The 23,177-nt window shown below is 44.8% G+C and carries 19 protein-coding genes and 1 riboswitch; of the genes, 10 read left to right on the forward strand and 9 right to left on the reverse strand.

What is annotated here, in order from left to right; all coding sequences use genetic code 11:
- Nucleotides 1-239: 239 nt before the first annotated feature.
- A complete protein-coding gene (locus RBB45_RS17985) occupies nt 240-962 on the reverse strand; it encodes an NAD-dependent deacylase (protein ID WP_129611860.1) in 723 nt (240 codons plus the stop codon).
- 106 nt (nt 963-1,068) lie between these two features.
- Between RBB45_RS17985 and RBB45_RS17990 the strand changes: the two genes are divergently transcribed.
- Nucleotides 1,069-1,515: a YkvA family protein gene (locus RBB45_RS17990; RefSeq protein ID WP_306010054.1), complete on the forward strand. Its 447-nt coding sequence runs from the start codon at nt 1,069-1,071 to the stop codon at nt 1,513-1,515.
- A 22-nt stretch (nt 1,516-1,537) separates the two neighbouring features.
- Here RBB45_RS17990 and RBB45_RS17995 read toward each other — a convergent pair whose 3' ends face one another.
- Nucleotides 1,538-2,176 (reverse strand): cell wall hydrolase, encoded by a 639-nt coding sequence (locus RBB45_RS17995; protein ID WP_022543633.1) that lies wholly within the window; start codon nt 2,174-2,176, stop codon nt 1,538-1,540.
- A gap of 236 nt (nt 2,177-2,412) precedes the next feature.
- Nucleotides 2,413-2,521: riboswitch (TPP riboswitch) on the forward strand.
- A 162-nt stretch (nt 2,522-2,683) separates the two neighbouring features.
- Between RBB45_RS17995 and RBB45_RS18000 the strand changes: the two genes are divergently transcribed.
- The 6 genes from RBB45_RS18000 to RBB45_RS18025 all read left to right on the forward strand — a co-directional run bounded on the left by RBB45_RS18000 (nt 2,684) and on the right by RBB45_RS18025 (nt 7,189).
- Entirely contained in the window at nt 2,684-3,682 is a 999-nt protein-coding gene (locus tag RBB45_RS18000) for an ABC transporter substrate-binding protein (RefSeq protein ID WP_101550796.1), read from the forward strand.
- Nucleotides 3,683-3,693: 11 nt separating this feature from the next.
- Nucleotides 3,694-3,984 (forward strand): thiamine-binding protein, encoded by a 291-nt coding sequence (locus RBB45_RS18005; RefSeq protein WP_009794217.1) that lies wholly within the window; start codon nt 3,694-3,696, stop codon nt 3,982-3,984.
- On the forward strand, nt 3,981-4,745 hold the full coding sequence (locus RBB45_RS18010) for an ABC transporter permease (RefSeq protein WP_306010055.1): 765 nt from the start codon (nt 3,981-3,983) through the stop codon (nt 4,743-4,745). The genes RBB45_RS18005 and RBB45_RS18010 overlap by 4 nt, the downstream gene beginning before the upstream one ends.
- The gene (locus RBB45_RS18015) at nt 4,742-5,488 is read left to right on the forward strand and encodes an ABC transporter ATP-binding protein (protein ID WP_009794215.1); all 747 of its coding nucleotides are present in this window, start codon (nt 4,742-4,744) and stop codon (nt 5,486-5,488) included. The genes RBB45_RS18010 and RBB45_RS18015 overlap by 4 nt, the downstream gene beginning before the upstream one ends.
- Nucleotides 5,485-6,255 (forward strand): TatD family hydrolase, encoded by a 771-nt coding sequence (locus RBB45_RS18020; RefSeq protein WP_306010056.1) that lies wholly within the window; start codon nt 5,485-5,487, stop codon nt 6,253-6,255. Before RBB45_RS18015 ends, RBB45_RS18020 begins: the two co-directional genes overlap by 4 nt.
- A 175-nt stretch (nt 6,256-6,430) precedes the next feature.
- Nucleotides 6,431-7,189 (forward strand): hypothetical protein, encoded by a 759-nt coding sequence (locus RBB45_RS18025; protein ID WP_306010057.1) that lies wholly within the window; start codon nt 6,431-6,433, stop codon nt 7,187-7,189.
- 727 nt (nt 7,190-7,916) lie between these two features.
- On the opposite strand, the gene RBB45_RS18030 is transcribed toward RBB45_RS18025, so the two are convergent.
- From RBB45_RS18030 to RBB45_RS18050, 5 genes are all read right to left on the reverse strand, one after another.
- Nucleotides 7,917-8,792 (reverse strand): carbohydrate ABC transporter permease, encoded by an 876-nt coding sequence (locus tag RBB45_RS18030; protein WP_009794212.1) that lies wholly within the window; start codon nt 8,790-8,792, stop codon nt 7,917-7,919.
- The gene (locus tag RBB45_RS18035) at nt 8,789-9,769 is read right to left on the reverse strand and encodes a carbohydrate ABC transporter permease (protein ID WP_022543631.1); all 981 of its coding nucleotides are present in this window, start codon (nt 9,767-9,769) and stop codon (nt 8,789-8,791) included. The genes RBB45_RS18030 and RBB45_RS18035 overlap by 4 nt, the downstream gene beginning before the upstream one ends.
- A gap of 74 nt (nt 9,770-9,843) precedes the next feature.
- Nucleotides 9,844-11,136 carry an ABC transporter substrate-binding protein gene (locus RBB45_RS18040; protein ID WP_009794210.1) on the reverse strand — a complete coding sequence of 431 codons (1,293 nt, stop codon included), beginning with the start codon at nt 11,134-11,136 and terminating at the stop codon, nt 9,844-9,846.
- A gap of 345 nt (nt 11,137-11,481) precedes the next feature.
- Nucleotides 11,482-12,102: a hypothetical protein gene (locus RBB45_RS18045; RefSeq protein ID WP_009794209.1), complete on the reverse strand. Its 621-nt coding sequence runs from the start codon at nt 12,100-12,102 to the stop codon at nt 11,482-11,484.
- Complete coding sequence (locus RBB45_RS18050; protein ID WP_306010058.1) at nt 12,086-12,613, reverse strand: RNA polymerase sigma factor; 528 nt, start codon at nt 12,611-12,613, stop codon at nt 12,086-12,088. Before RBB45_RS18050 ends, RBB45_RS18045 begins: the two co-directional genes overlap by 17 nt.
- 660 nt (nt 12,614-13,273) lie before the next feature.
- On the opposite strand from RBB45_RS18050, the gene RBB45_RS18055 reads away from it, so the two are divergent.
- Nucleotides 13,274-17,602, forward strand: a complete 4,329-nt coding sequence (locus RBB45_RS18055; protein WP_101550806.1) for a S8 family peptidase — start codon at nt 13,274-13,276, stop codon at nt 17,600-17,602.
- A gap of 59 nt (nt 17,603-17,661) precedes the next feature.
- Here the strand turns inward: RBB45_RS18055 and RBB45_RS18060 are convergent, their stop codons facing one another.
- Nucleotides 17,662-18,030, reverse strand: coding sequence for a hypothetical protein (locus RBB45_RS18060; protein WP_101550808.1), 369 nt, complete (start codon nt 18,028-18,030; stop codon nt 17,662-17,664).
- 121 nt (nt 18,031-18,151) lie between these two features.
- Here RBB45_RS18060 and RBB45_RS18065 point away from each other — a divergent pair, with 121 nt between their 5' ends.
- Together RBB45_RS18065 and RBB45_RS18070 are read left to right on the forward strand one after the other, a co-directional pair.
- Nucleotides 18,152-18,799: a cobalamin B12-binding domain-containing protein gene (locus tag RBB45_RS18065; protein ID WP_009794204.1), complete on the forward strand. Its 648-nt coding sequence runs from the start codon at nt 18,152-18,154 to the stop codon at nt 18,797-18,799.
- Between the two features lie 60 nt (nt 18,800-18,859).
- Complete coding sequence (locus tag RBB45_RS18070; RefSeq protein ID WP_129611864.1) at nt 18,860-19,465, forward strand: hypothetical protein; 606 nt, start codon at nt 18,860-18,862, stop codon at nt 19,463-19,465.
- 10 nt (nt 19,466-19,475) lie between these two features.
- Here RBB45_RS18070 and RBB45_RS18075 read toward each other — a convergent pair whose 3' ends face one another.
- Nucleotides 19,476-22,967, reverse strand: coding sequence for a CheR family methyltransferase (locus RBB45_RS18075; protein WP_232217711.1), 3,492 nt, complete (start codon nt 22,965-22,967; stop codon nt 19,476-19,478).
- Nucleotides 22,968-23,177 lie beyond the last annotated feature (210 nt).

Consider the following 23,177-nt stretch of genomic DNA (forward strand, 5'->3'; position numbering starts at 1 on the left):
CGTTTTCAACAGCAAGCAAAAAAAAATGCGACCGGGAGCTCATATACTTCATATTATCTGCCCTTCTTGCAAATTTATCCTTTGCTGCAAAGTCAGCTCATTAAGTATTCACTCCAAAGAAAACTTGTATATACATGGTGTTTACGTTTTCATTATATCTTGTATATACATGACAGTCAATCATTTATTATACTAGAAAAATTTTAAAATAAAAAAAGCCTCCAATGTAATGGAAGGCTTCACATTTTTCCTATTTCTGCATCAAGCTCTTTCAGCAATTCTCCAGCTTTTTCTCCGTTAATGACTTCGTCCGCGTAAAGGTCCAAATCAGTAGGATCCATATTAATTATAACCAGTTTTGCACCACACTGCTTGGCAATGAGCGGAAACTGATTGGCAGGAGTGACAGAGAGGGATGAGCCAAGGACAATGAAAAGATCAGCTTTCTCTGACTCTGCAGCAGCAAAATCAATAGCTTCCTCGGGGAGCATCTCCCCAAAAAGGACGATGGACGGCCGCAAAATCCCCCCGCAATCACTGCACCGGAAATGCTCATCTATGTATTCATCATTCGGAAATATTTTCCCGCATGTCTGGCAATGGACCTGCTGCAGTGTACCATGCAGTTCAGCCACATTTCTGCTTCCTGCCGCCTGATGAAAACCGTCTACATTCTGTGTAATGATGCTTTGGACAATTCCCCTCCTTTCCCAGTCTGCCAATATATAATGCCCTGCATGGGGACTGCATTCCTTCAGCCCCATAACTCTGCGGCGATAAAATTCAATGAATTCGCTGACATGATGGTTGAGAGCTTCTGTACTGGCAATTTTCCCATAATCCACTGTATTCGTTAACCCGCTTCCTGCAGACCGGAAATCAGGCAGCCCGCTTTCTGTTGACATGCCTGCACCAGTCAATATAACCGTATAGCTTGACTCTTTCAGCCACTCTAAAAGCATAAGGACACCTCGCTTTTTTCTCTATTATAAACTTTTCCGGGGTTCAACCATCCGAAAATGGGATAAAAGTATAAAAAAGAATCTTTTAACCGGAAGGATGTTATATATGAAGACTTTCAAAAAGGAAGGTTACGAAAAGGAGTATAAAAAATATGAGAGCCGCGCTGCAAAATACTTAAATGATCCGGGCAAAACAAGCGGGCTTCTTTCCAAAGCAAGCAAAAAAGCCGATTCCAGGAAAAATTCCCTATCTGAAGTATGGGACAAGCTTCAGCTCCTGTTTGAACTCATTAAAGCCTACTCAAAGGGACAGTATAGGGACATTTCTGCAAAAACAGCTGTTACGGTCATTGCTGGCATTCTCTATTTTGTGTCTCCCCTGGATCTTGTCCCCGACTTTCTTGCCGGAATCGGCATATTGGATGATGCCGCAATCATCGGCTTTATCATCAAGCAAATCGCCAATGAGCTTGAAAGATTTAAGCTATGGAGAGAAACACAGCCAGACAATATTATAGATATGGAAGAAGACAGCAAAAAAACTCTTGTATAGCAACAAGAGTTTTTTCTTTATTCTATTTCGCAAACCGGTGGTTGCCGATTTCTTTTGTAACGGCCCTTGTGCGGAGCCATTTGCTGTTAGTCTGGTCAGGATTAAAGAAAAACAGGGACTCACCGTCTTTTCTTTCTTCAGTCAGTGCCTCCTGGACTGCTTTCTGTGAATCCTTCCCTGCCGGTTTATTGATCATCCCATTGTCCACAGGCTCAAATTGCCTGTCTTCGTAAATAACTTCTTTGACTGTGTCCGGAAATTTTTCGTCCTTCATTCTATTGAGGACCACTTCAGCCACAGCGACTTTTCCGGCATGCGGCTCACCTTTTGCCTCCGCATGCACAAGCCTTGCCAAAAGATCTTTTTCTCCTTTAGATAAGCTGACCTTTTGTTCTGTTATCCGCTTCTTTTTCTTTGGAGCAGACGGAATGATGAGCTTATCTCCGGCAAATATCTTTTCATCCTTTTTATAATTAGCCTTCTGTATATCCTCTGCAGCCACACCAAATTGCCTGCTGAGCTTCGAAAGGCTATCCTCTTCTTTTACAGTATATATATCGACATTATCAATCGTCTTGGCAAATGCTTGTTTTCCGGGATTTTGGACAATCTGGAATGAGATCAGCATGAATGCAGCAATCATTAAGGCAAGATATTTCATGTCTTCTCCTCCATTCAATCTTTTTTCAACATTCCTTACCCTATCACAGATAAAGATTCAGTTCCAAACTTAATTCTTTCCATGGCAGCACAGGGATATATAGGGATAACTCCGAATTTTCCGGAAGAAAGCTGTTTCAATGCCATTGCAGAGAATATCTGTTATAATAGACCATGATTCCCGGATGAATGCGGGAGCTCTGAACGGACCGGCTGCTTTATGCGGCTGTAAATAGGAGAGAATTGTGGGGGAACCGGGCACGGTTGAGACTTTATTTTTACAATAAAGGACCCTTTGAACCTGATCTGGAGAGATGCCAGCGTAGGAAACATATTCTTAATTGATGAATGTTTTTTATTGCGCACGGGTTCTGAAATCCGGGCGCTTTTTTGTTTGCATCGGGATATAAAGGAACAGCACCTCCGCCCGCGGTTGTCCAGAATTAGTTTATGCCATTAACCGGCGGTCTTTTTGGAATAATATCAGAAACAGCATGGAGGATTGATCATGAAGAAATGGCTCAGCGCATTGTGCACTGTCTGGCTGCTTGCCGGCTGCACCGGAGGACAGACTGGTCAGGAAGAAAGACAAGCTGATAAAGGGCAGGACCTGGAAAAGATAACGGTTGTCCTTGACTGGACACCAAATACTAATCACACTGGACTTTACGCTGCCAAAGCAAAGAATTTTTTTAAAGAAAATGGTCTTGATGCAGAAATCATCATGCCTGGTGACGCTGGAGCAGACCAGCTGGTTGCTTCCGGTAAGGCCGACTTTGGCGTCAGCTATCAGGAAAGTATTACACAGGCACGGGTTCAGGGTGTCCCGCTTGTGTCGGTAGCCGCCGTCATACAGCATAATACGTCAGGCTTTGCTTCTCCTGCAGCAAAAAATATCGACTCGCCAAAGGATTTTGCCGGGAAAAAATATGGAGGCTGGGGATCGCCTGTTGAGGAATCTGTTATCGCCTCATTAATGAAGCAGGAAAATGCAGATGTCTCTGATGTTTCCTTTGTTAACATGGGGGATGCCGATTTCTTTACAGCTGTTAAAAGGGATATCGATTTTGCCTGGATTTATTATGGGTGGACTGGCGTCGAGGCGGAGCTTCGCGGAGAAGATCTGAATATGGTCTACCTTACCGACTATTCCGATAAACTCGATTATTATACACCTGTTCTGGCTACAAATGAGAAAATGATCAAAAATAGTCCTGATACTGTCAGAGCCTTTGTAAAAGCAGCATCACAGGGCTATCAGTTTGCAATCAAGAATCCGGAAGAAGCTGCTGATATCCTGCTTGAGGCTGCACCTGATTTAGACGCCGAGCTGGTCAAGAAAAGCCAGGAATGGCTGTCTCCAAAATATCAGGATGATGCAGAACAATGGGGAGAACAGAGTATAGAGGTTTGGGAAAACTATGCCCAATGGATGTATGAAAATAAACTGCTGGACAGCGAGCTGGACGCTGAAAAAGCTTTTACCAATGAATTTTTGCCAGAATAGGAGGAACCATAATGGCCAGTACACTGATCAGCATTCAGATTATACCTAAAACAAAAAACGGGGAAGATGTTATTCCATATGTAGATGAAGCGATTAAAATCATTGCAGAATCCGGAGTGAAATACGAGGTCCATCCGCTGGAGACAACGATGGAAGGCGAGCTTGAAGAGCTATTCCGGATCATCGCAAGAATGAATGAAAGAATGATTGCAATGGGAAGCAAAAATGTGATTTCTCAAGTCAAAATTCTGTTTCAGCCTGATGGGATCACGATGGATGACCTGACGGATAAATACAAATGAAGAAAGTGGCTGTAAAAGGATGGAAGCCGGCAGCGGTTCTCCTCCTTTTGTTCATTCTCTGGGAAGCAGCAGTAAGGCTGGCAGAAGTCCCTGCCTGGCTCCTGCCGCCGCCCTCTGACATCATGGCTGAATCTGTGGAAAGCTGGGCCCGTTTTTCCGGCCACCTGGCGTCAACGGTGCTATTATCACTGGCCGGCTTTGCACTGGGGACTGTTTTCGGGCTCACCGCGGCCATCATCCTTCACCGTCTGCCGGCTGTAAGGGAATCTGTTTACCCGCTGCTGATACTATCCCAGAATGTCCCTGTCATCGTCCTTGCCCCTCTCCTTGTCATCTGGTTCGGGTTTGGGCTGCTGCCGAAATTTATTGTCATTAATCTTGTCTGTTTTTTTCCAATCACTGTGGCAGCTTTGGACGGTTTCAGGCAGGTTCCAGCCGAGCTTAAGCATTATATGGCCATGTCAGGAGCCACCAAAAGGCAGCTGTTCTGGAAGCTGGAATGGCCCGGCTCCCTGCCCTCGCTATTTTCAGGGCTGAAAATCTCGGCCACCTACAGTGTTATGGGCGCTGTCATCTCAGAATGGCTAGGTTCGGAAAAAGGGATAGGCGTTTTTATGACTCTCGCCTCCTCCTCCTTCCGGACAGACCGTGTTTTTGTAGCCATATTTTCCATTATGATACTAAGCCTGATTTTCTTCGGAGCAATCCTTTTGGCAGAGAGCCTGCTTTTAAAATGGAATAAAAAGGAGCAGATAAAATGAATCTCCTGCACCTGGATAATATATCAAAATCTTTTGGGGAACAGATGGTCCTTAATAACTTAAGCCTTGAAGTTAATGAAGGTGAATTCGTCTCCCTTCTCGGGCCTTCGGGAAGCGGAAAAAGCACCATTTTCAATCTGATTGGGGGACTGCTTCTACCCGATGAAGGAAGCATCCAGATGAACGGCCAATCGATCAATGGCCAAAAAGGATTCATGAGTTATATGCCGCAGACCCCTTCCCTTCTTCCGTGGAGGACAGTTTTGCAAAATGTCCTTCTGGGACAGGAACTGACAGGCAGAACAGATAAGGAAAAAGCCATGGAAATGATACATAAAGCAGGGCTCGGGCAGTATGCGCATGCCTATCCGCATGAATTATCCGGCGGAATGAAGCAGCGCGCTTCCTTCATCAGGGCGCTGCTCAGCCCGCAGGAGCTTCTTTGCCTGGATGAGCCCTTTTCAGCGCTGGATGAACTGACGCGGCTTGATATGCAGAAGTGGCTCCTGACCATTTGGGAAGAGCAGCGGCCGGCCATCATCTTTATCACTCATAATATAGAAGAAGCTCTTTTTCTGTCAGATCGCATCATCGTCTTATCAGAAAAGCCGGCCCATACAGCAGCGGAATTTACGGTGCCTTTTTCCCGGCCAAGAAGAGAAGAACTGTTCCTGGAAGAGGAATTTCTGGAATGGAAAAGAAAAGTCCATCATTCGCTGCGGCCAAAGAGGGAAAAAGGATGAACAAGATTATTGACAGCCATATCCACCTGGACCGCTATGCTGATCAGGATATTGCTAATATTTGCAGCATACCGGAGCTCGAATCACTCGTAACTGTCTCGTGGGATCTCAGCTCCTGCAAAAAGAACCTGCTCCTTGCAGAGAGGTTTTCAAAGGTAAAGCCGGCTTTTGGGTACCATCCGGAACAGGTCCTCCCTCCTGAAGCAGAACTTGCTGATCTGATAGGCTGGATGGGGGATCATAAAGAAAATATGATAGCCATCGGAGAGGTCGGCCTTCCATACTATTTAAGACAAGAACAGGGTGCTTCCTTTATGGGCCTGGAACCTTATCTTGAAATACTGGAGCTGTTTGTCCAGAAAGCAAAGGAGTGGCAGCTCCCCGTCATCCTCCATAGCATCTATGAAGATGCAGAGATAGTATGCAGCCTGCTTGAAAAGTATTCTATTGAAAAAGCCCATTTTCATTGGTTCAAAGGCTCAGCTCTTACGGCTGAACGAATGGCCGCCAATGGCTATTTCATCTCAGTGACTCCTGATGTATTGTACGAAGGGGAAATTCAATCTCTGGTAAAAGACTATCCAATCAGGCAGGTGATGGCAGAAACAGACGGTCCCTGGCCATTCGAAGGGCCTTTCAATAAACAAATGACTTCACCACTCATGATCCATCGTTCAGCAGCTAAAATCGCTGAAATCAAAAAAATGGCATTGCCGGAGGTATATACGCTCCTGCTGACTAATACCAGGGATTTTTATAGAATATGAGAAGCACTCTGTTTAAGCAGGGTGCTTTTTGTTGGTAAAACAGGAATGGGATATTAAAAGACACATCTGATCTCTTTAGTAGTATAGAACCATTTTTCCTTTAATAAATTTTCCCCATATCTCCAAATGGAAATATAAGGTACAGTAAAAGAAAAACTTATTGGAGGACTGCTGAATGAAAAAATATGGTCTGATTCTGCTTATCATCCTGTTTTCTTTTTCCACCTCTGCTTTTGCCCAGCCGGAAACTGCCAGCCTGATTCCCTCTGAAGAACAATTTCTTAAGCTCGTAAAGAAGACAGAAGAGTATAAGGACTTTAAAGATGACTTTCTCTCAAACGATCCTTATATCCTGAATCCGCTTAAAGACGAAAAAGACCAGCAGTATGGCTGGATTGTCCAGTATGAGATTAAATATAAGGAAGAAGCTTCACTTGCCGCAGGCGGTGCAGCCACTGTCAGTTTCTCCTCCATCCTTACGTTTGCTTATGACAGCATCAATGATGATATGCAGGCTTATATTATCGACTATAGCAGCATTCTCAAAGATCAAGCTATCTATCTTGAAGAACTCTCCACCGGCACCACCACTGCAATTAATGTGTCTGAGACAGATTTATACGCAGAACTTGCCGTGCAGACGGAGGAAAAAGCAGAAAGCATGGTCAGTTCAGCGGGGCTGCAAAGCGGGAATCCTGCAGGTGAAGAAGGTGTGAACGGAAGCAACTATCTTTGCTGGCAATGTACAAGCTATACCAATGGGAGCGTTTCTCTTCCATGTGCCAATTTGGTCGGCAGCTACTGTTCATCTGGCTCACAATATTCAGTCGGCAGGCTGCTGTGCGCCGGCAAAACAATCATTGATTGCTATGTGCCCAAGGATAAGGTTTGTGTAAAAGGCGTCTGGAAAACCACCTGTCCGGCACCGGCTTAATTGATTATAAAGAAAGAAGGCTTGCCATCCGCGTTAAGTAGCAGTGGCTATATATGCCAGCAGATAAGAAAGTTGGGAAGATGAAGAGTCAGTAACCGGTGACAGAAATATAAGGGGAGTATTTACTGTTAAATTCAGATTAATAGTGTTTTTGGAGAAAATAAGGGAAGTTTCTCCCTCTATGCAAAGTAAAACTACCTGTTTTCACGTCCTTCAAGTCAAATAAGAGGAATTTATCCCTCTATTAAAGCTATTTTTAGTACTATATGCAAAATAAGGGGAATTTGTCCCTCTATAATTTTCAAATAGCATGGAACCTAGTTTCACTGTTTAAGCATGCAAAAGTATAACGGGAAATCCTCGGTTTTTCTACTATTCAGCGTTTGGTGCATAAATTAAATTAGAATAACATATTAAATAGAAAAAGCTTGGGATATCCCAAGCTTTTTCGGTTTGTTAATTCCCCTGTTATTTACGTTACGAAAACGTATCTTATTAGGCCTGTGATTTAAGATTTGTTCCACATTATCTGAACTGCTAATATCCACGGCATGGCTTCTTTCTTTTTGAGCATCTATTCGGCTATTTTACAGCCTGAGACATAGGATGCTGGTCATCCAGACCTTTCCACCGAACGTGGCGTTATTAGTCTGAGGACCTTTTGGGGGCAAACCGTTTCTGCTTTTCTATTTGTAGAGCTCATCCAGCTATAGAGCCTCTGCTTTTCTTACCCCTTACTCCCCGATGCTATATTTGAGCCTTCGATGAAGTGTTTTTGGAAGAAAAAGAACAGCAGGACGACCGGCAGAAGAACGGTTACTGACATGGCCATCAGGTAGTGCCACTGGGTGGATACTGTTCCTTTGAATGTCTGCAGTCCAATCTGCAGAGTATACAGGCTTTCATCATTTATATACAGCAGCGGGCCCAGCAGGTCATTCCATGCTCCATTAAAGGAGAACAGCGCGACTGTAATAAGTGCGGGTTTGGTAAGCGGGAGCATGATATTCCACCAGATCTGCAGATGGCTCGCACCGTCAAGAACCGCCGCTTCAATCAATTCATTCGGGATGCCCATCATGAACTGCCTTAACAGGAAGATGAAAAATGCACTTCCCAGGAAGGCAGGAACGATCAAGGGAAGATAAGTGTTGATCCATCCCAGCTTAGAAAACAGGATGTATTGCGGAACCATAGTGACAAAACCCGGTATCAGCATGGTAGATAATACGATGACGAAAAGAGCATTTCTGCCTTTGAAACGAATTTTTGCGAATGCATAGGCAACGAGAGAATTAACAAGCACGCTCCCAATCATGCCGGCAAGGGCAATAAATAAGGTGTTAAACGCCCATCTTGTAAATGGCGCTGTCTGCCATGCCTCCAGATAATTCGAGAAATGGAATTCGGTCGGAATGAAGGTTGGCGGGTATTGGGCGATTTCCTGCGGTGATTTCAGGGAAGTTGAAATCATCCACCACAGCGGCGATAGTATCAGTATGCTTCCAGCCAGAAGCAGGAAAGCAACAAAGAGATGCTTTGTCCGCTGCCTGAATTTTTTTGTCTCATAGAACCTCGGTGCTTCAGCAGCTGCCTGCTTCATTTGTTGTCTCCTCCTTCATAGTGAACCCATTTTTTTCCGAGTGTCAGATTGATGACTGTCAGTACCATGACAATCAGGAACAGCAGCCAAGCCATCGCTGAGGCGTAGCCCATATCAAAAATTTCAAACGCATTGTTCCACATATGAAGGTTGTAGAACAGCAGGGAATTCCCCGGACCTCCGTCTCCGTTCTCGGTCATCACATACGCTTCCTGGAAAATTTGAAAAGATCCAATAGTGCTTGTAATGACATCAAAGAAGATGATCGGTGAAATCATCGGCAGAGTGATATGGAAAAATTTCTGGAATGAACTTGCCCCATCCAGGTCTGCTGCTTCATACATCTGGGCCGAAACTCCCTGCAGGCTGGCAAGATACAGGAGCATGCCTCCGCCGACGCTCCACATCTTCATTAGCAGCAGGGCAGGCTTTGTCCATTCAGGATCAAACAGCCATGCCGGGCCTTCTATGTCAAACCAGGCAAGGAAAGTGTTGACAAGGCCTGTCGAAGGACTTAATAGCTGCATCCATAAAAAATAGACAGCGACACCAGAAAGAATGGCAGGCAGATAATAGACTGTCCTGAAAAATTTCATCCCTTTTACTCTCTGATTCAGCAGCACAGCCAGAAGGATAGCGCCAGCCGTGGTCAATGGTACGGAAAATAATACATAATAGATTGTATTCCAGAGCGATGTTTTGAAAAGATCATCAATCGTAAACATCCTTTTAAAATTATCCAGCCCGATGAAGTTCATTCTTGACGTTATATTATAATCTGTAAAACTTGCAAATAATGAAAATAAGAGCGGTCCGAGAGTCAGTCCCAGAAAGCCGATGATCCAGGGACTAATGAATAAATAGCCAAATAAATTATCTTTCGCTTTTCGCGAAAGCCGCTTCGGCTCAGACTTAGCCTTCTCTTTGCCCATGCTGTTCGCTTCGTTTTGAGCAATTGTAGAGTCATACGATTTCATACCCCTTCACCCTTTCCCAGAAATGATTGCATTCGAAGAAGAGAAGGAGATCCCTTCTCTTCTTCCAGAATGTATTATCTTTTTAGTTTTTCAACGTCTTTTTCCGCTTTCTCCAGTGCCTCTTCAGGCGACTGCTTCCCAAGCAGGGCATTGTCGATCTGTGGATTTACCCTGCTCAAATAATCAGGATATTCAACCGGGATTGGGAAAAGCTGAGTATCTTCAAGATTTTTTATGGTCGCTTCATAGACCTCTTTATCTTTTCCTTCAAGCTCTTCTGCTGCAGCGTCTGCACCTTCAATGCTGGCAACATTGTCAAAGTTCTCCATAGCCCAGTATTTCTGAGCTTCAGGTCCGGTCAGATACTTAATGAAGTCCATTGCTTCTTCCGGATTGCTGGAGCCTTTTGGCACCTCGGCAACAAAACCGCCTCCATCACTCCAGTTTTCAGCTCCTTCTTCATAAGCCGGGATTGGAGCTACTCCAAAATCCATATCCTGCCCATAGTCCCTGATCTGAGTATAAAAAGTTCCTACATCCACCCACATGGCCACTTTTCCGGCAATGAAAGGATTGGACTGTTCACTTCCAAATTCGGCCTTCAGCGCCTGAACATTTGACTCGCCAAGGCGGTCCTGCCATTTGAGAACCCATTCCAGTGCTTCTACTTTCTTAGGCGTATTGATTTTCAGCTCACCATTGTCGATGAAGTTCTTTCCTCCATCAGCACTGATCATCCAGCTGCCTGCCCCAATGCTTCCCCAAAGCGGATAGAATCCGACCCTGTCATAGGTTTTGCCGTTTTTCACATCAAGCTTTTCGGCATATTCTTCAAGCTCTGCCCATGTAGAAGGCGGCTTATTTGGATCAAGGCCGGCTTCTTTGAACGCTGTTTTGTTATAGAATAGAAGTCTGGTATCAGTATTGAATGGAACTGCATAAGGCTTGTCTTCATAAAGGACTGTGTCCCAAAGATGAGGATAAAACTGATCCTTGAAGCCTTCATCCATATATTTGCTTAAATCTTCAACCTGTTTGGCTTCCGCCCGCTGCCCGACTGTATTGATATCATTGATGATGACATCTGCCGGGTTCCCGGCAGCTACTGAAGCAAGGTTCTTTGTCCAAATATCTCCCCAAGGCAAATATGTATGCTTAACAAAAACCTTATCCTGTGACCCATTGTAATCGTCTATGATTTTTTCAATGATTGGCCTTCTTGTTTCTGATCCCCAGAATGTCCAGAAATCAATGACTACTTTTCCATCCTTCGTTTTTTCCGCCTGGGCAGACTCTCCGCCTGAGCATCCGGCCAGAACGCCAAGAAGCAGAAAGACAGAAATTAATAAGGCTATCCCCTTTTTCATATGTATCCCCCTAATATTCGTCTAATTTTTTTCTCCCTAAATAACACCCAGCTGCCTTTGCGCAAAGGATCCATAACGGTGCTGAACTCCGAGAAGGAATTTACTGTAAAACTACCCGCTTCTTCTGCTTCTAAACCTGCTTGTCAAAAAAATATCGAAAATTGTCTAAATATTTTTTTCTAAATTTGGATTCACGTACCAGTCCTGCTATTTTGCAGTATGAATATTCTGCATGCACAAACAAAAAAGGCGCATGGGCATTTCCATCCCATGTGCCTTTTCCTATTGTTATTTAAAGCCTCTTTCTGCCGGCCTCTTCAATTCCCCATCTATACTGCTTTTTCATCATCCGGCTTTCTTCCAGCTGAACCCTTCCTTTTTCAGGGTTTTGAAAATGCTTCTGGATAACTTTTCAGGCGCCTTAAAGAATTCTTTACTGCTCTCCTCCCGGAAGTAAATGACCTCATTGACATTCCAAAGTTTCAGCTGAAGCGTGTCGCCTCCTTTAAACCTTATAAGAGCGTCATATGAAGGCTTTTCTGCCGGAGTATAATTGGTTGGGGCCGATTCATGCAGCATGGACCTGATCATTGCTTTCATGAAAGGGTTTTCGGCATAGCTGGATTCATTAAGCTCTATATTGACGCCGTTGGTAATGTAGCTGTATTCTGAATCTGTTTCTGCTGTAATGACATCCGCTATCGGCAGCTCCTTCAGTTCAGCGAAAGTGCTGTCCTGATCCGGAATGCTGAATTGGGAGTAAAAATAGACAGCCGCAACAAAAAACGCTGCTGCAGTCAAAAGAGGTCCCTTCACCCAAGGGAACTGCCTGACCTGTTTTTTCCCAAGCCTCCCGGGTTCTGCAGCTTCCATAATCTTTTTGAAGGAACGGTCCTTTTGCATTTTGGAACGGGGAATATCATCAAGCTTTTCAAATGATATCGTATCTTCAAATAACTCCTTCAAGGGTATCCCCCCTTTTTTCCATCTCTTTTTTCAGGGCAGCCATTGCCCTGGATGTGGTTATTTTCACTTTGTTCTCATTCCATCCCAGGACCTGTGCTGTTTCCTTGATTGAAAACTCCTTGATTTTCCGGAGGATAAGGACTTCCTGGTAGCTCAGCTTCAGTGCATGGATGGCAGCATAGAGCCTGGCTGTTTTTTCCCCTTTTACCATAATTTCCACTGGTGTGTCATGACCTGAATCAAATTGATATTTTTCAATGGAAAAGAACTTGAAGCGGTTCCTCTTCCGGATATAATCAATGGCTACATTTCTTGAAATCCTCACAAGCCAGGTGAAGATATGGGATTCGCCATTGAATTGGTGGAAATGCTTATAAGCTTTTATAAACGTATCCTGAGTCAGATCTTCTGCTATTTCTTTATTGTTTACATACATGAAGATATATCCGTAGATTTTGTCGCTGTATTCGTAATAGATGCTCTCAAACGTTTCTGCAGAAACTTTATTCATTGTAGGCGCCCCCTCTTGCACATAGTTAGACGATTGACAGCAGAAAAGGAAACAGCTTCCATTCATATTTTTTATTTTTTATTGGAGGACAGGCCGTACCTGCATCTTTCCTCCTGCCCTGGACAGGAAAAGTAGAGACAAAGCATCATTTTCAAACATTTTTATAAAATGATGCAATATGTCTGCAACTTTTTCAGATTCTGTATGGTTACGTAAAATGTCTCCAAGGCTGCAGGCAGCTTTTCTTATTTTTTCTACAATTTCTTCTATATTCCTCCCTTCCTCTTTTAAAATCCCGCGATCTATTTAGCTGGAGCTTCTTTCAATTTTTCTTGGCAAACCTGACTTATATAATCTTATTCTCTTATTTTTTCAGCATCAGCCTCTCTTTTTAGCAACATATGGATATAATTCCCTGCTTTTGTACAGCAGAATGGATTGAAAAAGGCCTATGAATCGTCCATGCGCGTTTTAACTGCTGGGATGATTGAATGATTTCATGGAGAAGAGTACTTTTTCCATCATATTTCGACAACTTGATTCTTTTATTTCCGATACAGTAAGTGTCACAGCAGGAAATGCCATAACTGGAAAATTTATAGAAAGGAGGGCTGTAAGCTGCTGTAATGAAAAATGAATAGAAAAGAGGAGGAATAGTTCATGAAGAACAAGAAGCATTTTCGCTGGCTTTATCTCTTGCTCACGGCACTTTTGATCATTCCGCTGCTTAGTCCTTATCAAGCACAGGCGGATGCCGGCAAGTCTCCGCATGTTTCGATGAAGAAAGCTTCCCCCGGGTCTTCAAAAAACAAAATCTCGGGCAGGCTCCTTGATCAATTTGATGGAAAAGACAAGGTCACCTTCCTTATAAAAATGAAAGAGCAGGCGGACACAAAAAAAGCCGCTCAAGAAGCAGCTAAAAAAGCTTCAGCTGATAAAGCAACTTCCTCCAAGGCAAAATTCATGAAAAGATCTGCAGTAGTTTCCTCTTTAAGAGCCGTCGCAGCCGAAACACAGGCCGGAGTACTAAAATATATTGAGCAGCAGGAAAAAGCCGGCAAAGCGAAAGATAGCAAATCCTTCTATATTGTGAACAGCATTGCCGTCACAGCCACTAAAGATGTCATGGAAAAGCTCGCAAGCTTTCCAGAAGTAGACAAAATCCTTCCTAATGAGACCAGACAGCTTCATAAGCCTGTAAAAGAAGCCTCTAAGCCTTCCATCCAGATGGAACAAACAGCAGACAATAAAACCAGCTCCATTGAATGGAACATAGACAGGGTCGGTGCCCCAGCCGCCTGGGACATGGGCATAGACGGGTCCGGGACTGTTGTCGCCTCAATTGATACAGGCGTCCAGTGGAACCATCCCGCGCTCAAGGAAAAATACCGCGGCTATGATCCTTCAAACCCTGATCAGCCTTCACATACTTACAACTGGTTTGATGCAGTAGGAGGACAATCCTCCCCATATGACGACGATGGCCATGGCACTCACGTTACCGGCACCATGGTCGGTTCCGATCCTGGCGGTGCAAACCAGATTGGAGTTGCACCAGGAGCCAAATTTATTTCTGTAAAAGCTTTCAGTCCAAGCGGGGGCTCAGATGTCGACCTTCTGGAGGCTGGGGAATGGATCCTTGCTCCTAAAGATGCCAATGGCACTCCACACCCTGAACAGGCTCCGGATGTTGTAAATAACAGCTGGGGCGGCGGACCCGGACTTGATGAATGGTACCGTCCGATGGTCCAGTCATGGCGCGCAGCCGAAATCTTCCCGGAATTTTCAGCAGGAAATACAACACTGACCAATCCAGGCGGACCTGGTTCAGTCGCCTCTCCAGGCAATTATCCAGAGTCTTTTACTACCGGGGCAACAGACATCAATAACCGGCTGGGCTCTTTCTCTCTTCAAGGGCCTTCGCCATATGAAGAAATAAAGCCTGACATTGCAGCACCAGGGGTAAATATCCGTTCGTCAGTTCCGGGTTCAGGTTATGAAGGAGGCTGGAACGGAACTTCCATGGCTGGCCCTCACGTAGCTGCGGCTGCAGCTTTGCTGAGGCAGGCAGATTCAAGCCTGACAGTAGATGAAATTGAAGAAATCCTGTCAGCAACTGCTGTACCGCTTACAGACTCCACATTCCCGAATGTACCGAATAACGGCTATGGCCATGGACTTGTCAATGTGTTCGATGCCGTCTCTTCCGTCGTTTCCGGCCTGGGCAAATTAAAGGGCCAGGTTTCCAAAGAAGGAGATGACGAAGAAGCGCCATCCATTTCACATGACGCACAGACTGAAACATATGCCGGTATGGACCTTGCTGTTCAGGCTGATGTTTCAGATAATATCAGTGTTACAAATGCCGTGCTTGAATATGTGAAGCCTGACGGAAGTACGGCAGCAGTTAGAGCCGAAAGAGTATCCGGCAGCTATACTGATGGAACCTATGAGGCTGTCATCCCTGGGGAGGATATCCAGGAACCCTCTCTTTCCTATCAGTGGAAAGCCGTAGACTTCGGCGGAAACAGCGCCGAGTCTGCTACATTTGAAGTTAATGTCATCCCGGGGATCAGCACGGGATACAGCCAGGATTTTGAGTCCCAGCCTGCAGGCTGGACTTCATATGGAACAAATGACAGCTGGGAATGGGGAGCGCCGGCATCCGGCCCGGGAAATGCCGCATCAGGTGAGAAAGTCTATGCGACCGCTCTTGGAGGAAATTATGCCAACTCAGCTAATATGACGCTTCTCATGCCGCCCGTTGACCTGGGCGAAGGCAATGCCTATCTGCAATTCAAACAATGGCACGAGCTGGAGAACCGCTATGATTATGGCCATGTTTTTGTGTCAACAGATATGGAGAATTGGACCCAAAAGCTGAGGGTGAACGGCAATACAGCCGGATGGATTGACGGCGAAGTCGATCTGAGCGAATATGCCGGCCAGCGCATCTATATTGCCTTCAATGTTACAACTGACAGCTCAGTCCAAAAACAAGGCTGGTATTTGGACGATGTGTCCCTGTCAGATACACCTAACGCACCATCCAAGAAAGCCCAGCTTGGAAAAACCGGTCCAGCCGGGCCATCCGGGCCGGCAGTGTCTGCTAAAAAGCAAATCGACCCTGCCAAAATTGTTCCTGAAAAAGAGCAAGGGAAAAAAGAGCAGGAAAATGGTTCTGCCCCTTCCCCTGCATTACTTCCTGTAAATGCGGAAGTCACCGTATTGGAGACAGGGCGTTCAGTCTTTACAGATCCGCAGGATGGCTCCTATGAAATGACCCACGCATCCGGCACTTATACGGTGCAGGCAGAGGCTTACGGGTTCCGGTCAGAATCACAAAGCGTCAATATCCCTGAAGACGGAGAGGCATCAGCAAACTTTGTACTGGAAGAAATTCCGGAAGGAACTGTTACAGGTTCGGTTACTAACGAATTGACCGGCGAGCCTGTACCGGGAGCCATGGTTATGCTTATGGAAGATGCAGCTGTTGAACCAGTCTACGCGGATGAGAATGGACAATATACGCTAACAGCCTATGAAGGGACATACACCTTAAAGGTTGTTGCTCCATCCTACTATAGCGAAGAAGCCGAAATAACAATCGAAGGCAGTTCAAGTGCCGAACAAAATATCCAGCTGAAGCCATTCATTGGCTATCCTGGTGAGATCGGCTATGACGACGGATCAGCAGAAAATGCAAGAGCATTTTATGATGCCGGTAACGGCTGGGCTGTGAAAATGTCACTTGAAAATGGCCAGAACAGCGCAATGGTCACCGGCGGTATATTCCGCTTCTGGGACACAGAATGGCCGGTGCCAGGAGGAACGGAATTCCAGGTTGCAGTCTTTGACGCAAGCGGTCCTGACGGTGCCCCGGGGAAAAAACTTGCCGGGCCATTTGAAGCATCTGCTTTAAGAAACGGTGAATGGACCCGTGTTGATTTAAGAGACAAAGGCATCATGGTCAATGGCGATTTTTACATGGTCTATATCCAATCAGCTCCAAATCCAAATACCCCGGGCCTTGCTACTGATGAAGACGGTCCAAATGCAGGGCGGAGCTGGCAGCTGGTCGGCGGTGCCTGGTCACCAGTTCCGGCAGAAGAAGGCAACTATATGATACGGGCTGCAGTGGACTACGAAGTGAATGCACCAGTTATCACATCGCCTGCCGACGGGACCATCACAAAGCAAAAACAGACAGTGATTGAAGGAAATTCTGCCCCATCCACAGCGGTCCACCTGTACATTAACGGTGAAAAGGCTGCGGAAACAACAGCAGACGACTCCGGGAAATTTACTGTAGAAGCGGAATTGAACGAGGGAGAAAATATCCTGACTGCCAAAGCCGCCACTGACAGCGGGACAACTGACTCTTCCGCCCCTGTAAAAGTCATTGTGGATACGGAAAAACCGGAACTGACAATTACCTCCCCTGCTGACGGCTTAAAAACAAATAAGGAAACAGTTACTGTCGAAGGTACTGTTGCAGATGCGAACCTTGATTGGGTAAAAGTCAATGGAAAAAAAGCTTCAGTCCAGGACGGAGCCTATTCATTAAGAATCCTTTTAAATGAAGGTGAAAATATCATCACTGTCACTGCTCAGGACAAGGCAAAAAACAAGTTAAACAAAAAAGTGACAGTGTTTGCTAAATACACCGCGCCTGTCATTGAGAACCTGCTGCCGGAAGAAAATAAAGATCTGAAATCCGGCGAAAGCGTCAAGATTGAATTTGACAGTGAACCAGGCCTGAAAGCTGTATTCTCCATCAGAATGCCGCTGACAAATACCGGCGGACAGCTGACAAATGCTCTGGAGCTTCCGATGATGGAAACGTCGGAGGGCCATTATGTGGGCTACTATACAGCAACGAAGAACGTCAAAGCCCCTGGCGCAGAAATTGAAGTCAAGGTGACGGACGATTATGGAAATGAAACAAGAGAGACAGCTGGAGGCAAGCTGAACATCAACGCTAAATAATCAGGCACAGAAGAAGCCCGCCGGGAAACCGGCGGGCTTTCTTGTTGTTCATTTTGCCTCTAGGCCTGGCTTCCCCCTGCTTCCAAAGCTTCAAGGACCTTTATGCCTTCTTCAAGAGCTTGAATGTAAAAGTTTTTTTCCTCAGCATCTGTCTCATTCATCTCTTCAATCAGCCATTTAAAATTCAGTACCAGATAAAAAGAATCGAGTCCCCTGGAAGTGAGTATATCCTGGAGCCACTTGCTGTAATCAGTGAAAATTTGGATGCTTTCCAGCTTATAGGCAGTTTCCAAATATTGAAAGTGATAATTTATATCTTCTTCTGTCCTCCTCTTTCCTGATTCCCCGAACTTCTCAAGGGATGGAAACTCTTCATAGAAGCGCTCAAAAAGCTTTTTGACGATTCTATCTTTATCATGTTTTTCCATCTTGGGCCCTCCTCTATAATTTTGCCATGAACGCGATTTCTATTCTCATATATAGTATACTATTAATAAGAGATTGTTTTTGGGACATCGGTCACAATTATTTTATCAGGAGTTGATATCATTGTATTCAGCAGCAGCCAAGGAGCTTGCCAGTTACCTGTTGAAAGGCGATATTTACGGAAGCTGGGCCATTATCCAGGAATATGATTATAAAGACTATCAATCCTGCTATATATTTGAAAGTTTGCTGAGCGAGAGTATGCATTATATTGGAGAGCTATGGCAAAAGGACCTCATTACTGTGGCGGATGAACATCTTGCGACTGGAATATGTGATTACATTCTAACCAAGTACTCTTTTGAAAAAGGCCAGAAAGCAGCACAGGGAAGAAAAGCCCTCCTCTTTTGTCCGGAGGGCGAACAGCATTATCTCGGACTAAAGATGACAGCTTCCATATTCAAAGAAAATGGCTGGGAGGTAAAAAATCTAGGTGCCAGCCTGCCATTGGAATATGCCTTGAACAGTGCGGAAAAATGGAAGCCGGATGTTATCGGCATCTCATTGTCACTGACCCACCATCTTCCTTTATTGAAGAAATATATAGAAGAGCTTGAACAGCTGTCGTTCCGTCCAAAGATTCTGGTAGGCAGCAGACTGATCAACCGCTATGATTTTACACCCTTCTGCAGCAAAGAAACCGTTCTAATTAAGAAATTGGAAGATCTTGAGCCCTGGATTTTAAGCCAATCTAAAGAGATTGCTATATAATACAGTTATCAGCCTGCAGGTCCTGCAGGCTGTCATTTTACCAAAAAGGAGGCATTATACATGAAAACGGATTTAAACTTGCTGCCTATCCCTTTTTTCATATTGGATATTGACTTGAAAATTGTGTTCGCTTCTGAAGCAGCCGAGGACAGATTTCCCTATTGCATCAGCTTTATCCAGCTTGCTGACCAGGACAGCCTTGAAAAAGTATTCATCATGCCTGAGAAAAAAAGCGGAGAAATGATTGAAATTAATCTGCGCACCTCTGGAAATGCAGTTGAACTTTTTAATATCTATTATTCACGCATCCCTGAAAAGAAGCTTATCTATGTATGCTGTGCCCCCATTTCTTCAAATCTTTTGGAGGTTCAGCATCATCTGGCCATGCTCCGAAACAGGCTTTCATCCCTGCAGCCGGCAGAATTGAAGCCGCGAGGCCTGCATAATCCCCTCCTTTTTGAAGTAAGCAGCAATGCGCATGAAAAACTAATGGCAATCGAACATAAAAAGAAGCTGAAAAGCATAAGCCATTCAGCTTCTGAATCAATCGATCTGATAAACATTCTTCAGCCCCTTGCCATCGAACATGGAAAAGCGGAGTATTTGGAGCGGATCCAGAAAAATCTATTGAATATGATGTCAGCGGCAGACTCTTTAATAGACTGAGAGCCTGCCTTTATTGAATGCAGGGAATACGGATTTCTGCTGTCGTCCCTTTCCCTTCAATACTTGCATAATTGAGAGTGCCTTTGTGGTTCTCAATGATCCTGAAGCTGACCATGACTCCCAGGCCTGTCCCTTTTTCTTTTGTAGTGTAAAACGGCTCTCCCATTTTATTAAGCTGCTTCTCGGGTATCCCTTTTCCCTGATCGGATATTTTGACGAGCAGATTTTTTCCTTCCATCCCCGTCTCAATCAGGATTGTCCCTCCGTTTTCCATTGCTTCAATCGCGTTTTTCACCATATTGATGAAAACTTGCTTCAGCTCTTTTTCATTTCCCCTGATCTTTGGCAGTGCATCCTGATGGACTGCTGTGATGCTTATATTCTGCATAATGGCCTGTGTATCAAGAAGGACACAAACATCCTGGATGACTTTGGAAACATTGACCAGGTCATAAACAGCTGCTTTAGGCTTTGCAAGGACAAGGAACTCGTCAATGATGGCTTCCAGCCTGCCGAATTCAGACATCATGACTTCAGTGTATTCCTTGTTATAGCTGCCAGTCTGCATCATCAGCTGCAGAAATCCTTTCAGGGAAGTCAGCGGATTGCGGATCTCATGGACAATTCCTGCAGCAAGCTGCCCTACTGCAGACAGCATTTCTGATTTCTGCAGCATAGCCTCGGATGCCTTATGGACTGTAATATCTTCTATGATGCCAAGATAGCTGCTGACATCTCCGGACTGGTCCTCGATTGGCAAAAAGCAGACGTTCTCCCACCTGGCGATTCCGCCATCAAGCGGATAGGACATGCTGCCTTTCCACACTTCCTTCGCAATGATGGCATTTTCAATTTCTTCAAAATCAGCTGTATCCATTTGATCTCTGTAAAGGTCTTTAATATTCCTTCCCACAAAGCTGTCAGGCTTTCCCTCATGCTCGGCAAATTCTCTATTATGGTATTCAATATTGCCAGATTTATCAATGATCAAGATCCTGGATGGACTCTGATCAAGGGCATTGGAGGTCAGTTTGAGCTTCTGGTTGAATCGTTTTATTTCGGTAATATCATTGAAGGTAAAGACAACCCCGTCCATCACATTCTCACTTGTACGATACGGAAATGCCTGCATCAGATACCATTTATGATCCTTGGACATGAGCTCTTTCTCAATTTTACTAAATGATTTGACGACTTTTTCAGCATCCTCCACAAGTGATGCCTGTTCAAAATTATGCGAGATGTGGAAAAACGGCCTGCCGACATCCATATCAATGACATTGATGACCTTTTTGGCTTCCGGTGTAAAAAGGCGGATATTCAGTTCAGCATCCAGAAATACCGCTGCTATATTTGTGCTGATGAGCAGATTATCCATATCATCGGCAAGGGCGGTCACTTCTTTGATCTTTTGTTCATACTCATTGTTTACATTCACAAGCTCTTCATTGATCGAATGCATCTCTTCATTGGCGCTCTGCATTTCTTCATTGGCTGCAATAAGCTCTTCATTTGCAGACTGTAGTTCTTCATTGGATGTCTCAAGCTCCTCAATGGTTGTCTGGAGTGTCTGCTGAGTATAGTACAGCTCCTGCTCCAGGTCTGCTATCCTCTCGGCCACCGTGCTGTGCGGATCGAAGTAAAGTGGCATCGTTTTCTTTTCCTTCGTATTCTGGTCTTCATCAAAAAGGATGATGACCAGCGATTCGTTGGCTGCAAATTTCTTTACGATCAGATCAAAATACCGGTTCTCGCCATCTACGTCAAAATGGACGTTTTTATATCGTACCTCACTCCGCTCACCATCTAACTTCTTCAGGGCAGTCCCAATCATGACAGACAGGTGGACAGGGACCATTTTGTAAATGCTTTTGCTCGCGGATTCATTCAGGAAATTCAGATACTTATTCGCCCGGCGGGACGTGAATATTACCTCATTGACTTCATTCAGGACGATGCACGGAAGCACATAATTATCCATAAGGGTTTGATGGATAGCCGCCCTCCTGCGTGCAGAGAGTGAATCTGCCGCAATGCTCCTATTTTCAGCTTGATCTGCCGAAACCGGCATTTTTGAAACTCTCCCTTCTGACTGCACCACCCAGTTCTCAGAAATCGCATTTTTATAGATATTCCATTTGCTGTTGACAGGACGGAAGAAATGGGACATTTTCCCGGTTGTTTCGCTGTGTCCGAGAACGAGTGTGCCCTTTTCTGTTAAAGCAAAATTAAAGAGCGACAGCAGTTTTCGCTGCAGGTCCGGCTGAAAGTAAATCATGACGTTCCTGCAGCTGATTAAATCCATGTTGACAAAAGGAGAGTCTTTTATCAAATTATGTGGAGCAAAGACGACATGGCTGCGGATGCGCTTGATGATTTCCCAGCTGTCTCCTTTTTTCACAAAATAATTCTTCAGCAGTTCCTTTGGTATGCCTTCTGTCTGATGGCCGGGATAAATCCCCCGTCTGGCAAACTCTATTGCATCTTTATTTATATCTGTTGCAAAGACCCTAATGTTAAGGTCTAAGCCCATCCTCTGCACATAGCGGTCGAACAAAATTGCGTAGGAGTATGCTTCCTGACCTGTGGAACAGCCGGCAATCCAGATTCTGAGCTCTTCCTTTGCAGCCGCCTTCCGGTGGACGGCTTCCGGCACGATCACATCCTCAATGATCTTGAAAGCTTCCTCATCCCTGAAAAAGTGGGTAACGCCGATCAGCAGGTCTTTTTGAAGATGTTCAACCTCTCCGCTGTTTGCCTGCAGATAATCCAGATATTGTTCAACGCTTTGATGCTTGGATTCAAGCTGCAGGATCCGCCGTTCAATTCTTCTTATAATGCTGTTTTTCTTATAGCATGCGAAGTCCAATCCAGTTTTCTTTTTTATCAGGCCAAAAATTTCTTCTAAGGTTTCCTGGCTGTAGCGGGGCAGGACACTTTCATTGAAGGAACTAAGAATAGAGGGCATGTTGGAAGGGGCCTCAATATAATCTGCATAGCCTGAAAGAATTGCACTTTCCGGCATATCATTGAATTTAGCTGACTGTCCATCCTGGACTATAACCGTTCCGCCATTATCTTTAATCGCTTTAACTCCAGCCGTTCCATCATTTCCTTTTCCTGAAAAGATTATGGAAACCGCCTTGTCCTTTTTGCTCGCAGCGAGGGATATCAGAAAGGCATCTATCGGAAAATGCAGCTGTTTGTCTTTTTCGTATCCGCTCACCTTGAATGTACCGTCTTCAATGGACGTATAGGAATCCGGGGGATTCAGATAGATGGTGTCAGGCTGGATCTGCATCCCTTCCTTGATCCGCAATATTTTCATTTTGGTCTTCTTTGCCAAAAGTTCCGGCATAAAGCTTTTATATTTGGAGGATAAATGCTGAACAACTATATACGCCATACCGGAATCGGCAGGTACTTTCGAAAAGAACTGTTCAATGGCATCCAGTCCCCCGGCAGACGCGCCAATTCCTACAATATAAAATTCTTTTCCCAAAGATTTTTTTCCGGCAGTGTTAATTGATTGTTTCATAGACATATATTTTTATTGATTCCTCCTGATTAATGCCGAAATGAGCCGGCCTCCACTGTGGCCGAACGCTGGATATTCAATAACGATGACAGGACTTCAAGGGAAAAAATTGATAATAGCAGAGTCCGTCAAAGCCTCTGAAACAGATAGGGGAATACGGGCATTGATTCCACT

The sequence above is a fragment of the Bacillus sp. MMSF_3328 genome (assembly GCF_030733525.1).
In the GTDB taxonomy this organism is placed as follows: Bacteria; Bacillota; Bacilli; order Bacillales; family Cytobacillaceae; genus Bacillus_AB; species Bacillus_AB infantis.